Origin of the sequence: Streptacidiphilus alkalitolerans, from assembly GCF_042511045.1 — a bacterium.
Lineage (GTDB): Bacteria > Actinomycetota > Actinomycetes > Streptomycetales > Streptomycetaceae > Streptacidiphilus > Streptacidiphilus alkalitolerans.
In genome coordinates, this window is sequence record NZ_JBHEZX010000003.1 from 292,842 (window position 1) to 313,507 (window position 20,666).

Here is a 20,666-nt window from a genome sequence, read left to right on the forward strand (position 1 = left end):
AAGGGAGCCGCTCCGCGGGCGTCCGCTCAGGCGTCCTCGGAGCGGCCCTGGCGCCAGTAGCCCATGAAGGTCACCGACTCCCGGCTGAAGGCCCGCTGGTTGACCAGGTGGCGGCGGATCGCGCGGACCTGCGCGGCCTCACCGGCCAGCCACACGTACGGGGCCTCCGACCGGAAGTCGGCCGAGGCCGCGGCGACCGCACGGGAGAGGAGGGTGTCGCCGTGCAGCCAGTGGAACCGGGCGGCGGCGGCCGTGCGCAGGTCCTGCCGGTCGGCCGGGTCGGCGGCGCGGAGGAAGACCTCGGCGGGGAAGCCGCTGGGCAGGGACTCCAGGATGGCGCCGATGGCCGGGAGCGCGGTCTCGTCGCCCGCAAGCAGCACCCACCCGGCGTCCGCCGGGAGTTGGAACTCGACGCCGCCCGCGTCCGGGACGGCCGGGCCGAAGATGCCGACCCGGTCGCCCGGACGGGCCGCCCTGGCCCAGCGCGAGGCGGGGCCCTCGGCGGCGCCGGCGTGCAGGGCGAGGTCGACGTCGACCTCGCCCTGCACGACCCGCTGCGCCCGGACCGTGTAGGTGCGCATGACGGGGCGCCAGGCGGCGGGCATCCGCTGCCAGGCGCGGTACCACCCGCCGTTGGCGTCCTGGTCCGGCAGGATCGGCTCGGTCTGGCCCTCCGACGGGAACAGCAGCTTGATCCGCTGGTCGCGGCCGCCGTTGACGAACCCGGCGAGGTCGTCACCGCCGAAGGTCACCCGGGTCATGCCGGGGGTGAGCCGTTCCGTCCGCACGACATGCGCGGAGAAGAGTCGGAACGGGGCGACCTCAACGGGGGCAACAGGTGCGACGGCGGGGGCGGCTACGGGGGCGGCTACGGGCATGGGGGCTCCAGGCGACCTAGGAGGTTAGGTTAGGCTGTCCTAACTATTGCATAAGCCTGCCACGTGTCACATCCTCCGCCGCCGTCCTGTCCTCACTGGTGACAGGCACTCGAACCGGTGGAGATGAGGAGAAGGACGATGAGGATCCTGCTGGCAGGCGGAAGCGGCACACTGGGGCAGCGCGTCCGCGAGCTGCTGACCGCCGAGGGACACCAGGTCTCCGGACTCGGCCGGGGCGCGGCCAACGAGCTGCGGGCGGACCTGCTCGACCGGGACGCCGTCCTCCGCGCCGTGGACGGCCTGCGGTTCGACGTGGTGGTGCACGCCGCGACCGCGCTGGCCGGCCAGTCGCTGGCCCGGCACCAGAGCATGGCCGGGACCAACGCCCTCCGACTGGAGGGCACCCCGCACCTGATCGAGGCCGCCCGGGCGACCGACGCCCGCCGCTTCATCTCCGAGTCGATGATGTTCGGCTACGGATACGGCGACCACCACGGCGCCCTGGTCACCGAGGACAGCACCCCGTTCGGCCCCCGCGGCAGCAATGCCTGGCTGGAGCGGCACGTGGGCGCGATGCGGGCGAAGGAGGAGCTCACCTTCGGCACGGACGGCATCGAGGGGGTCGCGCTGCGCTTCGGCCTGTTCCACGGTGCCGGGGTCACCGACACCACCGTGCTGCCGATGCTGCGCAAGCGCTCGCTGCCGGTGGTCGCCGAGCACGGGATGCTGCTGTCCTGGGTGTCGGTGGCGGACGCGGCAGCCGCCGTGACCGCGGCGGTCCGCAACGGACGTGCCGGGCGGGCCTACAACATCGCCGACGACACCCCGGTCAGCTTCGGCGCCCATGTCCGCGCGGTCGCGGAGGCGTTCGGCGCGCCCAGGCCGATGACCGTCCCGCTGTGGATGCTGCGGGCGACACCGCTGGCGCACACCGTGCTCAGCACCGACCTGCGGCTGTCCAACGCCAGGGCCAGGGCGGAACTGGGCTGGGTCCCCACCCACGCCTCCAGCCTGGACGCGGTACGCGCCCTGGCCGCGGCGCGGCGCCCGGCGGCGGTACGGGCCGCCTGACCGCCTCGCGCCGCAGGTCAGGGCAGCGGGACCGCGGCGCCGGAGACCCGGATCCGGCGGTCACCCGCCCTGAGCTCGACCCGGAGCAGCCCGGGCCGTCCCAGGTCCGCGCCCTGGTACAGGGTCAGCGTCGCGGACGGCGGCACCTCGCCCAGCTCGCGCAGATACGCGCCGAAGGCCGCCGCCGCCGCGCCGGTGGCCGGGTCCTCGACCACGCCGCCGACCGGGAACGGGTCGCGGACGTGGAAGGTGTCGGCGCTCTCCCGCCAGACCAGCTGCAGCGTGGTCAGATCACGCTCCGTCATGTACCCGGCCAGCCCCTCGAAGTCGTAGGCCAGGGCGGCCAGCCGCTCCCTGGTCCGCACGGCGAGGACCAGGTGCCGGGCGCCGGCGTAGGCGATCCGCGGCGGCAGCGCGGGGTCCAGGTCCCCCGCGCGCCAGTCGAGCAGCCGCAGCGCCTCGGCCACCTCGGCCTCGCCGACCGGGTGGACCTGGGGGTCGACGCTGGTCAGCGTGGCCGCCATCACCCCGTCCGGCCCTGCGGCCACGGTCACCGGGACCTCCCCGGCCCGGGTCCGGAACAGCAGTTCGCCGGGTCCGGTGAGGTGGTCGGCCAGGGCGACGCCGGTGGCGACGGTGGCGTGGCCGCAGAACGGGACCTCCGCCCGGGGGCTGAAGTAGCGGACGTCGAAGCCACGGCCGCCCCCGCCCTGGCCGCCGTCACGTCCGGTGACGAAGGCCGTCTCCGAGTAGCCCACCTCCGCCGCGACGGCGAGCATTGCCGCCGGGTCCAGTCCGCTCGCGTCGAGGACGACCCCGGCGGGGTTGCCGCCGGAGGGATCGGTGCTGAAGGCCGTGTAGCGAAGGATGTCCATGCTGGTGGCAACGGAGCAGCGGAACCGGTTGTTCCGGCTGCGGAGCCGTGCGCAAGTGACGGCAGGGGCTGAAAGGTATCAGCAGTTCGCTCTGCAAGATTCTGCAAGAACTTTCTGCAGGAGTATTGACGCGCCCACGGCACCCCGAGCATGGTCAGGCCTCAACAACCCTCCACCCAGGGAGTCCCTGATGCGCCGTCAACCCCCGCAGGCACGTCCGCGCAGAGGCCGTACCGGCCGTCTGCGAGCCGCCCTCGCCTCCGGCGCGCTGCTCACCGCGGGCATCGTCCCGCTGACCCTGGTCGCCGGTGCCGGCACCGCCCACGCGGCCATGAACAGCAGCGACGTCATCGCCAACCTCTTCATGTGGAACTGGAAGTCGGTCGGCAACGAGTGCACCACCGTGCTCGGCCCTTCCGGCTACGGCGGCGTCCAGGTCGCACCCCCGCAGGACTCCACCACCGCCTCCGGACACCCCTGGTGGGAGATCTACCAGCCGGTCGACTACAACCTGACCAGCAGGATGGGCAACGAGGCCCAGTTCGCCGCCATGGTCTCCACCTGCCGCGCCGCCGGGGTCAAGGTGTACGTGGACACCGTGATCAACCACATGACCGGGCAGGGCAGCAGCTCCTACGGCGGGGTCACCGGCTACAGCAAGTACAACTACCCCGGCCTGTACTCCAGCGCCGACTTCCACAACTACCCCAACGACTGCTCCGAGTCCGACGACCAGATCCACAACTGGAACGACTTCAACGAGGTCACCCACTGCGAGCTGTCCGACCTCGCCGACCTGCGCACCGAGTCCGACTACGTCCGCACCGAGATCGCCGGCTATCTCAATAAGCTGATCGGCTACGGGGTTTCCGGATTCCGGGTCGACGCCGCCAAGCACATCGGCCAGACCGACCTGGCCGCGATCGAGTCCAAGCTCAACACCACCGCCGACGGCACCGCCCCCTACGTCGCCCAGGAGGTCGCGCTCGGCAGCACCGGGCAGCTCGCCCCGTCCGCCTTCGAGGGCACCGGCAGCCTGCTCGGCTTCGACTACGCCGACGACCTGGCCCAGCAGTTCAACGGCAACATCGCCAACCTGAAGACCTTCGGCTCCTCCTGGGGCCTGCTGCCCAGCAACAAGGAACTGGTCTTCGTCGAGAACCACGACACCGAGCGCGACGGCTCCACCCTCAGCTACAAGTCCGGCGCGACCAACACCCTCGCCACCGAGTTCGAACTCGCCTGGGGCTACGGCACTCCCGAGGTCTACGCCGGATTCGACTTCAACGGCCGCGACGACTCGCCGCCGGCCGACGGCAACGGCTTCGTCACCGACACCACCTGCGGCAGCGGCTGGGAGTGCACCGACCGGATCACCGGGGTGAACCACCTGGTCGCCTGGCACAACCACACCGCCGGGCAGTCGGTCGCCAACTGGTACGACGACGGCTCCAACCTGATCGCCTTCAGCCGCGGCAACGCCGGCTGGATCGCCATCAACAACGAGGGCTCGGCGCAGACCAGGACCTTCGCCACCGGCCTCGCCGCGGGCAGCTACTGCGACATCGTGCACGGCACGGTCAGCAACGGCAGCTGCAGCGGCGCCGCGGTCACCGTGGACGGCAGCGGCAACGCCAGTGTGACCGTCCCGGCCAAGGACTCGGTCGCCTTCGACAGCACCGACCTGGTCGGCGGAACGGCCACGTCCACCCCGACGCCCACGCCCACCGGGACCGGCACCCCCGCCTCCGGCATCACCGAGACCTTCACCGTCGCGGGCGCGCCCGGCACCGCGCCGATCTACCTCACCGGGTCGATCGCCGCACTCTCCAACTGGGCTCCGGCCAGCGCGATCCCGATGACCCAGAACGGCGCCTACTGGACCGTCACGGTCAGCGGCCTGCCGGCCTCCACCGCGGTGCAGTACAAGTACATCGCCCGTGACGCCGGCGGCAACGTCACCTGGGAGCCGGGCAACAACATGGCCCTGACCACGGCGGCGACCGGGTCGGGCGCGGTCAGCGACGTGTGGACCGGCTCCGGCGCGACGGCCTCACCCACGGCCACGGCGACGCCCACGCCGACGGCCAGCGCTACCGCCGGCGCTGTCAGCGAGACCTTCAAGGAGAACGCGACCACCGTCCTCGGCCAGAACGTCTACCTGGTCGGCTCCATCCCCGCCCTCGGCAGCTGGAACACCAGCAGTGCCGTCCTGCTCTCCTCCGCGACCTACCCGGTCTGGGCCGGGACGCTGTCACTGCCGCCCGGCACCGCCTTCGAGTACAAGTACATCAAGAAGGACGGCAGCGGGAACGTCACCTGGGAGAGCGGCGCCAACCGCACCAGCACCACGCCCGCCTCGGGCAGCGCCACCCTCAACGACTCCTGGAAGTAGTGCGGTCAGGCCGCCGCCGGGGGTTCCTCGGCGGCGGCCAGCCACTCGGTGAACGTCTGCTGTCCACGCGGGCCGGGCCCGGTGGGCAGCAGCGCTCCCCCGGCCATCGCCCGCCCCGCCGCGCCCGGCAGCCGTACCGCCAGCAGACGTTGGCGACGACCGCCGGCGCCGCCCCTGGTCCACTGCACCCGCCGGGCCAGGTCGACCAGCTCCTCCCGCTGCGGCCCGGCCAGTTCCGGGGCCATCCCGACCGCCGGTCCGGCCGCCAGCGCGACCAGCGCCTCGGCCACCTCCGAGGCCGCCACCGGCTGCACCGTCATCCGCGGCACCACGGCCACCGGCCCGCGGGCCCGGTCCAGCACCTGCCCGGCGAACTCGTGGAACTGGGTGGCGCGCAGCACGCTGGACGGCGTCCCCGCCGCCAGCACCAGTTCCTCCTGCCGCCGCTTCCCCAGGTAGTAGCCGAAGTCCACCCGGTCGACGCCCACGATCGACAGCGCGACGTGGTGCCCCACCCCGGCCCTCCGCCCGGCGGCGAGCAGCCGCGTGGTACTCGCCGTGAAGTACGCCACCGCCGGCCGCTTCCGCGTGGTCGTCACATTGCCGACGTCGATCACGGCGCCGACCCCGACCAGCGCGTCGTCCAATCCCGCCCCGCTGACCAGATCCACCCCGCACGCCCGCGCCAGCACCACGGGCTCGTGCCCCGCCCGCCCCAGCGCGTCCACCACGTACCGTCCGACCAGCCCCGTCCCACCTGCCACCGCGATGCGCATGCCGATCGCTCTCCCTCTCCACTGCCGCCGGTTGTGCTGTCCACTCACCAGAGAGGACAGAACAGCCCCCGCAGATGTGACAGCGAGGCTTCCCGCTCAGGCGCGGGTCGGCGCCGGACGATCGATCGGCAGGCAGCGCACCCAGACCTCCCGCAGATAACTCCCGGAGGACACCGGGGGGAGCCACACACTGGGGTGGCCGGCCGGTGCGAGCGCATCCAGCACCTCCGCGGCCGGATACCCGAAGACGTCGACACCGTCCAGGACCACGGGAACGGCCGACGGCCCGGTGAGGGTCTCCGGCCACCGGTGGAGAGCGACCGAGGCGAGCCCGTTCCGGTCCAGCTCGGAGCGGCCCTGCCGGTCCTCACAGTCACCGAAGGCAGACAGCTCCAGGCCGTCCCACGCGGCCGTGAAGGCCCACCCGGCCCCGCAGGCCCACGACTCCCGCACATCCGCCAGGCTCGCGACCGCCCACTGGGCGTCCCGCTCGGACATGCCGAAGCTCAGCACGCCCACCTGACGCGGCAGCACAAGGCCCGTCCCGGGCAGCAGCTCAAACACCCGTCGATACTGCCCCCGCCGCCCGCCCCCGGCAACGGAGATACCGCCTTCGTGCGGGGGCCGACCGCGCCCTCCGGGCCGGAAGTGATCGTGCGTGCCCGAAGGCGACACGATCCGCTAGGCTGAGAGAGTTGAGGCTCCGGGCCGCATCGGATCGCAGGAGGGCACGTCGTGCCTGTCGCTGCGATCTGTGCTTGCCGGGGTCCTGACGCGCCTCCGTAGCTCAGGGGATAGAGCATTCGCCTCCTAAGTGAAGGGTCGCAGGTTCGAATCCTGCCGGGGGCACACGAGTTCAGGGGCCGGCGCGGTGGGTTCGCGTCGGCCCCTGACTGCTGTGCGGTCGGGCAGAGGTGCTAGCCCTCGCCGATGATGTTGGCCTGGGAGGCGGGGAAGCAGGTGGGCTCGCCGTGGGCGAGCAGGACCTCCATGGAGCCCATGGTGCTCGGGTGCAGGTCGCCCTTGAGGATGTGCTGGACCAGGACCAGGCTGTCGCCGCGCGGGATGGCGCTGGGCCGGATCACCATCAGGCGCCCGTTCTTCGGGTCGAAGGACTGGACCGCGTCGAGGTGGGCGTCGTCGGTGCTGACCTTGGCGGGGCAGGAGTCCGCGAGCTTCAGGACCACGGCGGGCACGCCCAGGCTGCGCAGCGCCCCCTGGAGTCCGGACAGCTTCGCGCCCGTCACCTGGATGGTGACGGTCCCGTCCTTGCGGGGGGCCACCGTGTAGGAGGCGTTGCTCAGCACCGGCGCGCTGCCGGTGTGCGCGCCGGCGGTGGCCTGCCCCGCTCCGGCCTGCGGCGGTGCGGCCGTGGTGCGGCCCGCGTGCGGGATCAGCACCACCGCGGTGACGGCCGCGGCCAGGCCCAGCGCGGTGACGGCGATCCGCCGGGTGTGGCGCGGGCGCCGGGTCACGGTCGCGGGGGGCGACAGGGCCTCGGCGCGGGCGGTGAGTTCCTCGGCGAGCTGCTGCCGGAAGTGCACGGGGGTGGTCATGAGCGGGCCTCCGAGACGGCGTACAGGGATGCGGTGGTCAGCGTGTCGACACGCTGCAGGGCTTTGCGGGCGCGGTGCAGGCGCACCCGGGCGGTGGCCGCGCTGATGCCCAGGGCCTGCGCGGCCTCGCGGACGCTCAGCCCGTCCAGGGCCACCAGGTCGAGCACGGCGCGCAGCGGCTCGGACAGGGCGGCGTGCTGCGCCGCCAGCTGCCGGGCGTCGCGGGCGGCGTCGATGCGGCCCTCGATCGCGCTGACGTCCTGGTCGTCCAGCAGCCGCCGGCCCGCGATCCGGGCGGCGGCCCGCTGCTCGCGGGCACTGCCCCGGAAGTGGGCGGCCAGGACGTTGCGGGAGATGCCGTAGAGCCAGGCGACCGGTGCGCCGCGCCGGGCGTCGTAGGTGTGCGCCTGCTCGAGCGCGGCCAGGAAGATGTCGGCGGTCAGGTCCGCGGCCAGGTGCGGGCTGTCGGTGCGCCGGGTGACAAAGCCGAGCACGGTGTCGAACTGCTGCTGGTAGAACACGGCGAACCCGGCCGGATCACGCACGGGTGGTGCTGTTGAATGCTCCGCTTGCACGGATGACTCCTTGAACGGACGAGCAATGCCTTACATCTCTACTTGGCTCGGGCCTCAAGAAGCGTTACACGCCGTACTCAGCGGGCGGCGTCGGGCAGGGCCTCCGGCAGGGCCCCGAGCAGGCGTTCGCGGGCGCGGCGCAGGTGGGTACGCATGGTGGCGGCCGCTGCGTCGGCGTCGTGCTCACGCAGGGTGTCGAGGATGCGCTCGTGCTCCCGGCAGGTCTCCTCGGCGATGCCCTCGCGGAAGTAGAGCCGGTAGAGATGGGTGTGCGCGTGCAGCCGTTCCAGGCTGCCGCGCAGCAGTCCGTTGCCGCCGGCCGCCGCGATCCGGTCGTGGAACAGCGCGTCCTGGCGTACGAACGACTGCAGCGCCCGGTCCGGGCCGGCCGCCCGGGCCTCGCGCATCTCGGCCAGCTGCCCGGCGAGCGCCCGCAGGTCGGCGGCGTCGGCGCGTTCGGCCGCGCGGGCCGCGGCGGCGGGTTCCAGCAGCATCCGCAGCTCGAACAGCTCGTCGAACTCCTGGCCGCTGAGCAGCGGGGCCGCCGTGTAGCCGGCCAGGGTGCGCTTCAGCACCAGCCCGTCGGCCTCCAGCCGGGCCAGCGCCTCGCGCACCGGGGTCGGGGAGACCTCCAGCTCCAGGGCCAGCGCGTTGATGTTGAGCTTGGACCCGGGTTCGATGGCGTGCTCCAGCAGCCGCTGCCGGATCGTGTCGTGGACCGTGTCCGCGAGCACCTGTCGCCGTGGTTCCGGCTGCGCCATCGTCCACCCTCCCAGTTTCCAGGATCCTACAGGATCTGCTGACAGACTCCCCCTTGACTGACCATAAATCCGGTCTAGCCTCATGGAAACTATACGATCGAAGAGGGCAGAGATGACCGTGATCGTCAGCGCCAGTGCCTACCTGGTCGATCTGGAGGTGGATCAGAAGCGGACCGACGCCGTGCAGTCGTTCGTCAAGCAGGAGACCGTCCTCGTTGAGATCCGCACCGACGACGGCCGTACCGGCACCGGCTACTCCTACACGATCGGCACCGGGGGCCGCTCGGTCCTGGCGATGCTCAGGGAGCACCTGCTGCCCCGGCTGCCCGGGCAGGACGCCCGGGCCGTGGAGGCGGTCTGGTTCGACCTGTTCGGATCCACCCGGGCCACCACCGTCGGCGTGATCACCTCGCTGGCCCTGGCCGCGGTGGACACCGCCCTCTGGGACCTGAAGTGCCTGCGCGCGGACGAGCCGCTGTGGCGGCTGGCCGGCGGCTTCCGCCGCGAGGTCCCGCTGTACGACACGGAGGGCGGCTGGCTGCACCTCACCACCGAGGAACTGGTCTCCGGCGCGCTGGCCTCGCGGTCCGCGGGCTGGCGCGGCGTCAAACTCAAGGTGGGCAAGCCCGGTGCGGGCCAGGACCTGGAACGGCTGCGCGCGGTACGGGAGGCGGTCGGCCCGGACCTGGACATCATGGTCGACGCCAACCAGTCGATGACCCACGCCGAGGCCCGCCGCCGCGCCGCCGCCTTCGAGCCCCTGGACCTGGCCTGGTTCGAGGAGCCGCTGCCCGCCGACGACGTGGCCGGGCACGCCCTGCTGGCCCGCTCCACCTCGATCCCGGTGGCGGTCGGCGAGTCGCTCTACTCCGTCGCCCAGTTCCGCGAGTACCTGGCCCGGGGGGCGGCCTCGATCGTCCAGGTCGACGCGGCGCGGGTCGGCGGGATCACACCCTGGCTGAAGGTGGCCCACCTCGCCGAGGCGTTCAACGTCCAGGTCTGCCCGCACTTCCTGATGGAACTGCACGTCAGCCTGGCCGCGGCGGTGCCCAACGGCCGCTACGTGGAGCATATTCCGCAGTTGCACGCGATCACCGACGACCCGTTGGAGATCGTGGACGGGCACGCCGTCGCCCCGGACCGCCCGGGCCTGGGCATCACCTGGAACCGGGACGCGATCGACGACCGCCGCGTCGACTGAGGCCGGAACGTCCACCGGGACCGGGTCAGGACGGCGGCGCTGCCGTCGCGCCGAGGCGGGGCGCGGCCAGGGCCGCCGCGCCCACCAGCCCGGCGTCGGTGCCCAGGGCCGCCGGGACGACCCGGATCGCGGAGGTGAAGGAGAGCGTGGCGTAGCGGGCCAGGTGCCGCCGCAGCGGGGCGAACAGCAGGTCACCGGCCTGGGCGACGCCTCCGCCGATGACGGCGAGGTCGATCTCGACCAGGGTGGCAGTGGCGGCGATCCCGGCGGCGAGCGCCTGCGCGCCCCGGTCGAAGGCGGCCAGCGCGATCGGGTCGCCCCGCCGCGCGGAGGCGGCGACCGCGCCGGCGGAGGTGTCGGAGCCGTGCGGCTGCCAGCCGTCGCGCAGGGCCCGCCGGGCGATGGCCGTGCCGCTGGCCAGGCCCTCGACGCAGCCGCGCGACCCGCAGGCGCAGGGGTCGCCGTCGAGGTCGACGCAGATGTGGCCCAGGTGTCCGGCGTTGCCGGTGGGCCCCGGGTACACGGCGCCGTCCAGGATCAGCCCGGCGCCGACCCCGGTGGAGACCACGATGCACAGGGCGTTGGCGTGTCCGCGGGCCGCGCCGCGCCAGTGCTCGGCCGCGGCCATGGCCACCGCGTCCCCGCCGAGCACCATCGGGAGCCCGGCCAGGGCCGGATGCGCGGCCATCGACCGGACCAGCGGGAAGTCGCGCCAGCCCGGGATGTTGACCGGGCTGACCGTGCCGCGGGCGGTGTCCACCGGCCCGGCGCTGCCGATGCCCAGGGCGGCCACCCGCCCCCAGCGCGGATCGGCGGCGAGCTGCTCGACGGCCGCGTGCACCGCCGTCAGTACGGCGCCGCCGGACTCCTGGGCCGGGGTGGGGCGGCTGACCTGGCACAGCAGCTCACCGGTCCGGTCGACCAGACCCGCGGCGATCTTCGTCCCGCCGATGTCCACGGCGGCGAGCAGCTGCCCCGAGGCTGCCGCCCGTTCCTTGGCTGTCACGGCCGACGGCGCGCTCATGGGGTACCTCCAGGTCGGTCGGCCGGGTCCGCTGTTCGAGTGCCAACGTTGTCCGATCGTACCTGACAACGTTGTCTAAGCTGAGACCACGTCCAAAAACCGCCACGGAGCCTCCGCCCCGGCCAGACACCCCCTAGGACACCCCGCTGCCCACTCCCGGGTCGATGTCCATCCGGGCGGCGATCTGGCCCCGGGCCGGGATGCCCAGCTTGGCCAGGATCCGTTCCACATGCGCGTCCACGGTGCGTTTGGAGATCACCAGGTGCTCGGCGATCTCGCGGTTGGACCGGCCCTCGGCGGCGAGCAGGGCCACCTCGCGCTCACGCTGCGTCAGCGGGCTGCGGCCGTGCCGCGTACCGGTCCGCGACCGCGGTGTGCCGCGGGGCCGCTCGGTCGCCCGGGCGACCACCCGTTCCAGCGGCTGCCGGGCCCCCTCCTGCCGCAGCGCGGCGCAGCGCTCGGCGCCCAGGGACGCCCGGGCCGAGCGCAGCGCCGACTGGTGCAGCTCCTCCATGATCGCGGTGCCGCCGAGCCGGGCCCCGGCCCCCTGCCAGAGCGGGTCGGCGGCGCCCAGCAGCCGCACCGCGTCGGTGAACCGCTGCTCGCGGACCGCCAGCCAGGCCAGCAGCTCCAGGCAGTACGCCATGCCGACGCCGTCGCCCAGTTCGTACTTGATCCGCAGGGCGGTGGTCGCGGACTGGGTGCTGCGCTCGTGCTCGCCCCGGCTGAAGCAGGCCACCCCGATCACATAGTGCAGATAACCGCGCACCCAGCCCTCGGCGGAGCGCTCGCCCAGCCGTCGGAGCCCTCGCTCGCAGGGCGCGATGGCGCTGTCCAGGTCGCCCGCCAGATGGTGCAGGTAGCCGGTCTGGGTCTCCAGGGTGATCAGCCCGACCACGTCGCCCACCGCTTCCAGCAGTGCCTCGGCCTCCTCCCCCGCGCGGGCCGCCTCGGCGTGGCGGCCCTGGAAGGTCAGCGAGAGGTGCAGATAGACCCGGCCGCGGCCGGCCAGGACCGGGTCGTCCAGCTCGTCCGCGATCGACACGCACTCCTGGGCCTGGGCCAGCGCCTCCGGGTCGGCCTGGAACGCGCCGAGGTAGCTGCTCTGGGCCAGCGCCCAGGCGCGTTCGCCCACCCGCTCCGGGTAGCGGTCGGTGATCTTCGCGTACCAGTAGCGCCCCTCGGTGTGCAGGCCGGCGATGTGCCAGTACCCCCACAGGTGGCTGGTCAGGGCCGCGGCCAGGGCCGGCCGGCCCGGGGCGGCGAGGGCGTACTCGATCGCCAGCCGCAGGTCGGCGTGCTCGGCGCGCAGCCTGCGGTACTGCGGGATCTGGTCGTCGGCGAGGAAGTCGGAGTCGAAGGTCGCGGCCAGGGCCAGGTAGCGGGCGAGGTGGCGGGCGCGCCCGGCGTCCTGCTCCCCGCTCGCGGCGAGCCGTTCGGCCCCGTACTCGCGCAGGGTGTCCAGCATCCGGTAGCAGGATCCGGAGTCCCGGACCCGCAGCACCACCGACTTGTCGACCAGGCCGACCAGCGCCACCAGCAGGTCCTCCCCGCTCAGCTCGCCGCCCGCGCAGACCTCCTCGGCCGCCGCGAGGTCGAAGGACCCGGCGAAGACCGAGAGCCTGGACCACAGCAGCTGCTCCTGGGCGGTGCAGAGGTCGAAGCTCCACTCGACCGCGGCGCGCAGGGTCTGATGGCGCGGCAGCGCCGCCCGCCGACCACCGGTGAGCAGCCGGAAGCGGTCGTCCAGCCGGTCGACCAGCTCGGCCAGGTCCACCGCGCGCAGCCGCACCCCGGCCAGCTCGATCGCCAGCGGCATCCCGTCCAGCCGGCGGCACAGCCGCAGCACGTCCGCGCGGTTGCCCTCGTGGACGGTGAACCCGGGCACCGCGGCGGCGGCGCACTGGGCGAACAGCTGGACGGCGTCCCCGCCGGTCCAGTCCTCCCCCTGGCCGCTCGCGCTCCCGCACCCGCCCGCTCCGTCGTCCTCGCCGTCCGGGTGGACCGGCAGCGGGGCGACCGTCCAGATCCACTCGCCGGGCACGTCCAGCGGCTGCCGGCTGGTGGCCAGCACGGTGACCCCGGCGGCCTCCCGGAGCAGGGTGTCGACCAGCGGCGCGCAGGCGTCCACCAGGTGCTCGCAGGTGTCGAGCACCAGCAGCAGCTCCCGGTCGCGCAGGTGCTCAAGCACCGTGTCCAGGGCCGAACTGCTGTCCTGCCGGGCCAGGTTGAGGCTGTCGGCCAGGGTGTGCGGAAGCAGCTCGGGATCGCGCAGGTCGGAGAGCTCGACCAGGCACAGGCCGTGCTGGTAGCGGTCGGCGATGCCCGCGGCGGCGCGCAGGGCGATCCGGGTCTTGCCCACCCCGCCCGGGCCGGTCACGGTCACCAGCCGGGCCGAACGCAGCGCGGCACGGACGTCGGCGACCTCCGTGGCCCGGCCGACCAGCGGCGTCACCTCGACGGGAAGGTCTCCGACCCGTCTGCGGCTCGGCCCAAACATCATCTCGCGCCCCCGCCACCGGTCACCGGCTGTCGTTTCCCCGACCATACCCAGCGGGGAACGATCAAAGCGAAGGTGGCCGTATCCGCCATGAAACGCCACAGCCGGCACTACAATCCGCGCCGCCCCGACTCCCCCGCCCCCTGCAAGCGGATGCACCCCCGCAGCACACGGCATAGTGTCCTGTTTATCCGTTTTATCCGGCGTGGATTCGGAGCACTCACATGTCCCGTCCAACGACCGCAACCGGCCAGGACGCCGGGCTCGCCGCCCGCTCCCCGGGTGAGAACCACCGCTGGTGGGTTCTCGCCGTCATCGGCCTGGCCCAGCTGATGGTCGTGCTCGACGCGACCATCGTGAACATCGCGCTCCCCTCGGCCCAGGCCGACCTCGGCTTCACCGACTCCAACCGGCAGTGGGTGGTCACCGCCTACGCGCTGGCCTTCGGCAGCCTGCTGCTGCTGGGCGGGCGGATCGCCGACCTGATCGGACGCAGGCGGGTCTTCCTGATCGGCCTGGTCGGCTTCTCGGTCGCCTCGGCCCTGGGCGGCGCCGCCCCCAGCTTCGAGGTGCTGGTCGCCGCGCGGGCCCTGCAGGGCGCCTTCGGGGCGCTGCTGGCGCCCGCCGCGCTGTCCCTGCTGACGACGACCTTCACCGATCCCAAGGAACGCGCCAAGGCCTTCGGCATCTACGGCGCCATCGCCGGCACCGGCGGCGCCGTCGGGCTGCTGCTGGGCGGGCTGCTGACCGAGTACCTGAACTGGCGCTGGTGCCTGTTCGTCAACCTGATCCTGGCCGCCATCGCCTTCGCCGGCGCGCTGCGGCTGCTGCACGCCGGCGCGCCGGCCGATCCGCCCAAGCTGGACATCCCCGGCACGGTCCTGGTGTCGCTGGGCCTGTTCGGCCTGGTCTACGGCTTCTCCAACGCCGAGAGCCACCCCTGGAGCACCGTCGCCACCTGGGGCTTCCTGCTGGCCGGGGTGCTGCTGCTGATCGCCTTCGCGTGGTGGCAGACCCGGACCCCGCACCCGGTGCTGCCGCCGCGGGTGGTGCTGGACCGCAACCGCGGCGCGTCCTTCCTGGGCATGTTCATCGCCGGTGCCGGGATGTTCGGGGTCTTCCTGTTCCTGACCTACTACCTGCAGCAGTCGCTGGGGTACTCCCCGGTGCTGACCGGCGTCGCCTTCCTGCCGATGGTCGCGGTGCTGATCGTCACCTCGGTGACCGCGACCAACATGCTGGTGCCCAGGTACGGCGCCAAGCCGATCGTCCCGGTCGGCATGCTGTTCGGCGCGGGTGCGATGGCCTGGCTGACCGCGCTCGACCTGAAGAGCGGCTACGCGGCGAATGTGATGCCGCCGCTGCTGCTGCTCGGCCTGGGCCTCGGCCTGATCTTCGCCCCGGCGATGTCCCTGGCCACCGCCGGGGTCGCCCCGCACGACGCGGGCGTCGCCTCGGCCACGGTCAATACCAGCCAGCAGGTCGGCGGCTCGATCGGCACGGCGCTGCTGAACAGCCTGGCGGGCAGCGCCGCCACCGCCTACCTGGTCGGCAAGCAGCACAGCCCGGCCAACCTGGCCCAGTCCCAGCTGCACAGCTACGCCACGGCGTACTGGTGGTCGGCCGGGTTCTTCCTGGTCGGGATGGTGGTCTGCGGCCTGCTGTACCCGGCGGGCAAGCCCGACATCCACCCGGAGGGCGACGCCGCCCCGGTGCACATGTAGCGCACCGGGGCGGGGCAGGGCACCGGGGCGGGCCCGGCCGGGGGTCACCCCAGCCGGGTCAGCCGGGCCTGGTAGGACGGCGCGGTCAGGTCGGCCTGCAGCGTCACCGGGATCTGCTGGGCGCTCGGTTCCGTGCCCACCTCCAGGGTGCCGACCGTGGTCCCGGCCTTGGCGGTGTGCGGCAGGCCGCCGATGGGCGGATCCAGCGACACGTCCACCGACAGGCTGCCCCAGCCGACCACGGTGACGTCCTTGGACGCCACCACCGGCACCTTGCCGCCGAGGCCGTCGTCCGCGTAGCCGACCACGTCGCCCTTCTTGGCGATGGTGTGCGACTGCAGCGCGGCCTCGGCGCTGAGGATGACCTTCTTGCTGTTCGCCAGCACCATCGGCAGGTAGCCGACGCCGTTGACGGCCGGCTGGCTGAGCACCACGCCGAGGACAGTCTGGGTGGTCCCGCCGATCTTCTGCTCCGCGGCCCACATCAGGCAGCCGAGCGCGGCGGTGCTGGACCCGGTCTTGATCCCGATCACGCCGTTCTTGTCCAGCAGGTCGTTGTTGTTGTAGGTCAGCTTGTCACCGGGCGGGGTGAACGAGGCGGTGCCGACGATCTCCCGGAAGACCGGGTCGAGCATCACCGTCTCGGCCAGCTTCAGCTGGTCGTTCGCGGTGCTCCTGGTGCTGCCCTCCAGACCGCTGGGGTCGGTGTAGGTGCTCTTGGTCATGCCCAGCGCGCCGGCCTCGGACTGCATCCTGGTGACGAACGCGGCGTCGCTGCCCGCGTCCCAGCGCCCGAGCAGCCGGGCGATGTTGTTGGCGGAGGGGATCAGCAGCATCTGCAGCGCCTGGTACTCGCTGATCTGCTCACCCTCGGTGACCTTGGCCGAGGACTCGCCGCTGGACACCGACTGCTGGTACTCCGTCTGCGCCTGCTTGTCGACGGTGATCAGCGGACCCAGCTCGCCGCTCTTCAGCGGGTGGTCCTTGAGGATCAGGTGCGCGGTCATCACCTTGGTCACGCTGGCGATCGGCACCGGGTTGTCGGAGCCGGTGTGCCCGAGCGAGCCGAGCCCGCTCACCTCGGCGGTGGCCTGCCCGCTGGGCGGCCAGGCCAGGGTGGGTGCGGAACCGGTGAAGGCGAAGTTCGACGCGGCGGTCAGCTTGAGGTCGGGCGTCGGCAGCGGGCGCAGCACCTGGACCACGGCCAGGACCACCAGCAGGAAGCAGAGCAGGCCGCCCCAGAGGCCGATCCGCTTGGCCGTGCGGCGCAGCGCGGAGGCCGGCCGGCGGTTGAGGGTGGCCAGCACCTCCATCGCCTCGGAGGTGGTCTCCGGGAACTCGTCCCCGGAAGGCGGACCGTCCGGGCCGCCGGGGCCCGGCGGCCCGGGGGGCGGGGCCGGCGGCGGGGTCCAGGCGGCCATCGGACGGGTGCGCTCGGCCTCCGGCGCGGTCGTCCAGGGTTCGGCGGCGGGGGCGCTACGCCATTCGGCGGGCGGAGGGGTCGGCTGCGGGGCCTGCGGGGCCCGGACCGTGTCGGCGTCCGCGGCGGAGGCGGCGGGCGAGGCGCCAGTCGCGACAGCGGAAGCGGCGGTCGCGGCGGCAGCCGCGGCGGGGGTCGCCTGGCGCAGCGTCCGGGTGGGGTCGTCCAGGGAGACCCGCAGCGCGGTGGTGGGCGAGTCCAGGGCGCCCTGGGGCTCCTCCGCGGCGGCGGGGGCGGGCTCGGCCGGGGCCGCCGGTGGCGGTGGCGGGGTGGGCTCGGACCCGGGACCGGGTGCGGGTGCGGGTGCGGGACGGTTCTCGGACCGGTCCTGAGTCTGCCCCGGAGCCCCTGCCACAGGCGCTTCGTCCGTACTCGACCTGAGCCCGGGGGCCCCGGCGCTCGGCACAGCCGGTCGCGCGAACCAGGACTCGGGCTGTGCTGCCCGGCCCTCGCCCGTTTCGCCGTTCCGTTCCGCCCTGTCGGGGGACTCGCCCACGTGACCCAACCTCCTCGCGCACCCGAAGAAGCGCCCGAGTCCGAGCGCCTCTCCACAAGTTTCTTTCACAACCATGACAACCGTGGCCAAGGGTGCCTCTCACCGGCGATTCTCAAGTGACACCAGCCCCATCAGTGCCAGACGTGGGGCTCACCCGTACGGTTCCCGAGATCACGTAGTGGTGTCACTCTCCAGGCACTCTCGACAGCGGGGTGTGAGAGGCGTCACTCTGTCTTCATCCACGCGGGGAGGCCTGGATGGGAAAGAGCCGCAGAACAATTCCCGAGGAACTGCTGTTGCTCGCGCTGGACCCGACGACCGGGACCACCGCACAGCCGCAGACCCTTGACCTCGGACTGGCCGGAGCACAGCTCGTCGAGCTGGCGATGGCCGGAAGAATAGTCCCGGACGGGGACCGGATCGCCGTGGTGAACCCGCGGCCGACCGGTGACCCGACCCTGGACCACGCGCTCGAGCTGCTGCGCCGTCGTGGCAGTGCGGTGCGTGCCGTGCACTGGATCGGCGGGCCCCGGCTGGGGCTGCGCCAGACGTACCTCGCGCACCTCGAACGGTGCGAGATGGTGCGTGCGGTGCCGGGCCAGGTGTGCGGGGTGCTGCCGACGACGCGCTATCAGGCGTCCGACGACTGCACGAACAGCGCCATCAAGGAACGGCTGGACACGGCCATCCGGACCGGGGTACCCCCGGACCCCCGGACCGCCGCGCTGGCAGCCCTGGCCCACGCCGTGGGCCTGGGAAAACACCTCTACCCGGGTAACGAGGGTCGCTCCTCCAGGTCACGCCTGCGCGACCTGATCCGGTACGACCCGCTCGGCGGGATGGTCGCGCACGCCGTCATGGACGTGCAGAACGGCCTGCCCGCACCGCAGGTCCGGGGTACCGCCCCCGGACGCGCACCGGCGCGGACGGCCGTACGTCCTTCCGCACTCCCGGGGATGGCCCGCGCCGCAGCGCGCTGACACTCCTGGTACCGCTACGCCGACCGCCGCCCATGCCCGCGACCACCCTCGCGGCACGGGCGGCGGTCGGCGTTTCCGCGTGCGGTCCGCGTGCGGCCTGCGGGGCGCCGGGTGGGAGGCGCGCGCATTCTAGCGTGCGCCGTCATGCGCGCCGATTGATGCACACGGGTGACCTTGGCAGTGGCATCCTGCTGAGCAGAATGCATTCCAACCAATAGCGAGAGCGAGAGCCGGAGGCCCCGTGTCGTCCGCCAGCATCAACCCCACCGTCCGCCGCCGCAGGCTCGGAGCGGAACTGCGCAGGCTCCGCGAACAGAAGGGCATGACCGCGGAGGACGTGGCCCAGCAGCTGCTGGTCTCCCAGTCGAAGATCAGCCGGCTGGAGAACGGCCGGCGCAGCATCAGCCAGCGCGATGTCCGCGACCTCTGCACGGTGTACGGGGTGGTCGAGGACGCCATGGTCGAGGGCCTGATGACGATGGCCCGGGAGTCCCGGCAGCGCGGCTGGTGGCATGCCTTCGGCGATCTGCCCTACAGCGTCTACATCGGCCTGGAGCAGGAGGCCGCGAAGATCATGATCTATGAGTCGCTGCTGCTGCCGGGCCTGCTGCAGACCCGCGAGTACGCGGCCGCGGTGGTGGCCGGGATCCAGCCGGACCGGGATCTGGAGGCGGTGCAGCGCCGGGTCGAGGTGCGGATGCAGCGCCAGGAGCGGATCCACGGCGAGGACCCGATCGACCTCTGGTCGGTGATCGACGAGGCGGCGCTGCAGCGGGTGGTCGGCAACCCCGAGGTGATGCGGGAGCAGCTGGAGCACCTGGCCGCGCTGTGCGAGCTGCCGCACATCAACATCCAGGTGTTGCCGTTCCGATCGGGGGCACATCCGGGTATGACGGGGGCATTCTCCATCCTTGAGTTCCCCGAGTCAGCTGATACGGCTGTTGTGTACCTCGAAGGAGTGACAAGCGACCTCTATTTGGAGAAGGAACCCGACGTCCGCCGCTATACCGGACTGTACGAGCACCTGCGTGCGTCGGCGCTGAGCACGGCCGAGAGCAGGGCCCTGATACTGGACAAGGCGAAGGAGCACTCCCCATGAGCAACCAGACCCCTTTTGACAACAACGCGCTGACCTGGCGCAAGAGCAGCCACAGCGGTGCCAACGGCGCCTGCGTCGAGGTGGCCGAGCCGGGCGGCCCGGTGATCGCCGTGCGCGACTCCAAGGACCCGCAGGGCCCGGCGCTGACCTTCTCCAACGAGGCCTGGGCCGCGTTCGTGGCAGCGGCGGCCTCCGACTCGTTCGGAGCCTGAGCCCGCTGACGCGGCATGCACCACGAGCGGTCGGGCCGGTCGGGCCGAGGAGATCCGACCGGCACGACCGCTCCGCCCCCACCGCTCCGCCCCCACCGCCCGGGCGCGACGGCTTCAGCGCAGCTGGTCGACGTAGGTGTCCGTTCCGGGCAGGGTCGGCACGAACGGCGCGACGAGTTCCACCCGGGCCCCCGGCACCGCCGCGGCGACCTGCGCGTCGAGGCCGGTGAAGGCGTCCCAGCAGCCGCGCGGGTCCTCCTGCAGGAACCAGAGCAGGGTGAGCCGGGTGTCGGTGCCGTCCACCGGCTTCACATAGGACATCTTGTCCACCGGCAGCGGCAGCGGACGGAAGACCACGCACATCGCCGCCGGGCTCCCGGTGCGCAGCTTCGCCGGCAGCCCGCGTTCGAGCAGCCAGTCCAGCAGTTGGTCACGCTGCTCCGCGCTCTCGGTGTCGATGACCTCCAGCACCAGCCCGGCGTACGGGTGGTCCAGCGCGTGCTTGTCCCTCGGCCCGGCCGCGCCGTCGCGGTAGGCGGCGCCGGCGTGCTGCTGGAACGAGGTGAAGACATGGGTGCGGTCGCGGTAGACCCGGCCGTCCCGGTTGAGCCGCTTGTTGATGCCCACGGTCCAGCGCATATGGTCGTCCTGGCGGCCCTCGGTGATCCAGTACACCGAGAGGTAGCAGCCCGCGCCGACCGGCTCGGCCACCGCGGACTTCTCCGGGTAGCGCAGTAGTTGCAGGTCGCGGGTGGCCACCCAGCGCCGCCCGGCGAACATCCAGGGCATGGCCATCGCCCCGGCGTAGAAGTGGTCGTCCTCGTACCAGCGGTTGTAGCCGTACTCATGGCCGGGGTGCGGCTCCACCATGGTGATCAGCGCGGATCCGATCTCCACGCCGTAGGGCCCGCGCGAGGCCAGCTCGGCGTACTGCTCCAGGTCGTCAGTCATAGGAACTGACGGTACGTCAGCTCGCGTCAACTGCCCAGAGCCGTGCCGGGACGCTCGGCGGAACCTCCGAACCGCGGCGGCGGCCAGGGGCGGTCTTCGGACGTTCCGCCCC

At 72.7% G+C, this 20,666-nt stretch carries 18 protein-coding genes and 1 tRNA gene; 8 read left to right on the top strand and 11 right to left on the bottom strand.

The window, feature by feature from the left end; all coding sequences use genetic code 11:
- Positions 1 to 26 precede the first annotated feature (26 nt).
- The gene (locus ACEZDG_RS08125; RefSeq protein WP_380504605.1) at positions 27 to 878 is read right to left on the bottom strand and encodes a siderophore-interacting protein; all 852 of its coding nucleotides are present in this window, start codon (positions 876 to 878) and stop codon (positions 27 to 29) included.
- Positions 879 to 1,016: 138 nt separating this feature from the next.
- On the opposite strand from ACEZDG_RS08125, the gene ACEZDG_RS08130 reads away from it, so the two are divergent.
- A complete protein-coding gene (locus ACEZDG_RS08130; protein ID WP_380504608.1) occupies positions 1,017 to 1,949 on the top strand; it encodes an NAD-dependent epimerase/dehydratase family protein in 933 nt (310 codons plus the stop codon).
- A 17-nt stretch (positions 1,950 to 1,966) separates the two neighbouring features.
- Here ACEZDG_RS08130 and ACEZDG_RS08135 read toward each other — a convergent pair whose 3' ends face one another.
- On the bottom strand, positions 1,967 to 2,824 hold the full coding sequence (locus ACEZDG_RS08135) for a PhzF family phenazine biosynthesis protein (RefSeq protein WP_380504611.1): 858 nt from the start codon (positions 2,822 to 2,824) through the stop codon (positions 1,967 to 1,969).
- A 190-nt stretch (positions 2,825 to 3,014) separates the two neighbouring features.
- Here ACEZDG_RS08135 and ACEZDG_RS08140 point away from each other — a divergent pair, with 190 nt between their 5' ends.
- Complete coding sequence (locus ACEZDG_RS08140) at positions 3,015 to 5,219, top strand: carbohydrate-binding module family 20 domain-containing protein (protein WP_380504614.1); 2,205 nt, start codon at positions 3,015 to 3,017, stop codon at positions 5,217 to 5,219.
- Positions 5,220 to 5,224: 5 nt separating this feature from the next.
- On the opposite strand, the gene ACEZDG_RS08145 is transcribed toward ACEZDG_RS08140, so the two are convergent.
- Both ACEZDG_RS08145 and ACEZDG_RS08150 read right to left on the bottom strand, forming a co-directional pair.
- Positions 5,225 to 5,995, bottom strand: a complete 771-nt coding sequence (locus ACEZDG_RS08145; RefSeq protein WP_380504617.1) for an SDR family oxidoreductase — start codon at positions 5,993 to 5,995, stop codon at positions 5,225 to 5,227.
- A gap of 96 nt (positions 5,996 to 6,091) precedes the next feature.
- On the bottom strand, positions 6,092 to 6,559 hold the full coding sequence (locus tag ACEZDG_RS08150; protein ID WP_380504620.1) for a hypothetical protein: 468 nt from the start codon (positions 6,557 to 6,559) through the stop codon (positions 6,092 to 6,094).
- A 212-nt stretch (positions 6,560 to 6,771) separates the two neighbouring features.
- Between ACEZDG_RS08150 and ACEZDG_RS08155 the strand changes: the two genes are divergently transcribed.
- Positions 6,772 to 6,844 (top strand) — tRNA-Arg (locus ACEZDG_RS08155).
- Positions 6,845 to 6,912: 68 nt separating this feature from the next.
- Here the strand turns inward: ACEZDG_RS08155 and ACEZDG_RS08160 are convergent.
- The 3 genes from ACEZDG_RS08160 to ACEZDG_RS08170 all read right to left on the bottom strand — a co-directional run bounded on the left by ACEZDG_RS08160 (position 6,913) and on the right by ACEZDG_RS08170 (position 8,887).
- Entirely contained in the window at positions 6,913 to 7,551 is a 639-nt protein-coding gene (locus ACEZDG_RS08160) for a hypothetical protein (protein WP_380504623.1), read from the bottom strand.
- Positions 7,548 to 8,096: an RNA polymerase sigma factor gene (locus ACEZDG_RS08165; protein WP_380504626.1), complete on the bottom strand. Its 549-nt coding sequence runs from the start codon at positions 8,094 to 8,096 to the stop codon at positions 7,548 to 7,550. Before ACEZDG_RS08165 ends, ACEZDG_RS08160 begins: the two co-directional genes overlap by 4 nt.
- A gap of 107 nt (positions 8,097 to 8,203) precedes the next feature.
- On the bottom strand, positions 8,204 to 8,887 hold the full coding sequence (locus ACEZDG_RS08170; RefSeq protein ID WP_380504629.1) for a GntR family transcriptional regulator: 684 nt from the start codon (positions 8,885 to 8,887) through the stop codon (positions 8,204 to 8,206).
- A gap of 112 nt (positions 8,888 to 8,999) precedes the next feature.
- On the opposite strand from ACEZDG_RS08170, the gene ACEZDG_RS08175 reads away from it, so the two are divergent.
- A complete protein-coding gene (locus tag ACEZDG_RS08175) occupies positions 9,000 to 10,088 on the top strand; it encodes a mandelate racemase/muconate lactonizing enzyme family protein (RefSeq protein ID WP_380504632.1) in 1,089 nt (362 codons plus the stop codon).
- Between the two features lie 25 nt (positions 10,089 to 10,113).
- Here the strand turns inward: ACEZDG_RS08175 and ACEZDG_RS08180 are convergent, their stop codons facing one another.
- Positions 10,114 to 11,112: an ROK family protein gene (locus ACEZDG_RS08180; protein ID WP_380504635.1), complete on the bottom strand. Its 999-nt coding sequence runs from the start codon at positions 11,110 to 11,112 to the stop codon at positions 10,114 to 10,116.
- A 133-nt stretch (positions 11,113 to 11,245) separates the two neighbouring features.
- Positions 11,246 to 13,615, bottom strand: coding sequence for an ATP-binding protein (locus tag ACEZDG_RS08185; protein WP_380504637.1), 2,370 nt, complete (start codon positions 13,613 to 13,615; stop codon positions 11,246 to 11,248).
- A 221-nt stretch (positions 13,616 to 13,836) separates the two neighbouring features.
- Between ACEZDG_RS08185 and ACEZDG_RS08190 the strand changes: the two genes are divergently transcribed.
- On the top strand, positions 13,837 to 15,336 hold the full coding sequence (locus ACEZDG_RS08190) for an MFS transporter (RefSeq protein WP_380504640.1): 1,500 nt from the start codon (positions 13,837 to 13,839) through the stop codon (positions 15,334 to 15,336).
- A gap of 44 nt (positions 15,337 to 15,380) precedes the next feature.
- On the opposite strand, the gene ACEZDG_RS08195 is transcribed toward ACEZDG_RS08190, so the two are convergent.
- Positions 15,381 to 17,171, bottom strand: a complete 1,791-nt coding sequence (locus ACEZDG_RS08195) for a D-alanyl-D-alanine carboxypeptidase family protein (protein ID WP_380504643.1) — start codon at positions 17,169 to 17,171, stop codon at positions 15,381 to 15,383.
- 398 nt (positions 17,172 to 17,569) lie between these two features.
- Here ACEZDG_RS08195 and ACEZDG_RS08200 point away from each other — a divergent pair, with 398 nt between their 5' ends.
- From ACEZDG_RS08200 to ACEZDG_RS08210, 3 genes are all read left to right on the top strand, one after another.
- Positions 17,570 to 18,292 (top strand): GOLPH3/VPS74 family protein, encoded by a 723-nt coding sequence (locus ACEZDG_RS08200; protein WP_380504646.1) that lies wholly within the window; start codon positions 17,570 to 17,572, stop codon positions 18,290 to 18,292.
- 241 nt (positions 18,293 to 18,533) lie between these two features.
- The gene (locus ACEZDG_RS08205) at positions 18,534 to 19,391 is read left to right on the top strand and encodes a helix-turn-helix domain-containing protein (RefSeq protein ID WP_380504649.1); all 858 of its coding nucleotides are present in this window, start codon (positions 18,534 to 18,536) and stop codon (positions 19,389 to 19,391) included.
- A complete protein-coding gene (locus ACEZDG_RS08210; protein WP_380504652.1) occupies positions 19,388 to 19,603 on the top strand; it encodes a DUF397 domain-containing protein in 216 nt (71 codons plus the stop codon). Before ACEZDG_RS08205 ends, ACEZDG_RS08210 begins: the two co-directional genes overlap by 4 nt.
- A gap of 114 nt (positions 19,604 to 19,717) precedes the next feature.
- On the opposite strand, the gene ACEZDG_RS08215 is transcribed toward ACEZDG_RS08210, so the two are convergent.
- Positions 19,718 to 20,554: a hypothetical protein gene (locus ACEZDG_RS08215; protein WP_380504654.1), complete on the bottom strand. Its 837-nt coding sequence runs from the start codon at positions 20,552 to 20,554 to the stop codon at positions 19,718 to 19,720.
- Between the last annotated feature and the right edge of the window lie 112 nt (positions 20,555 to 20,666).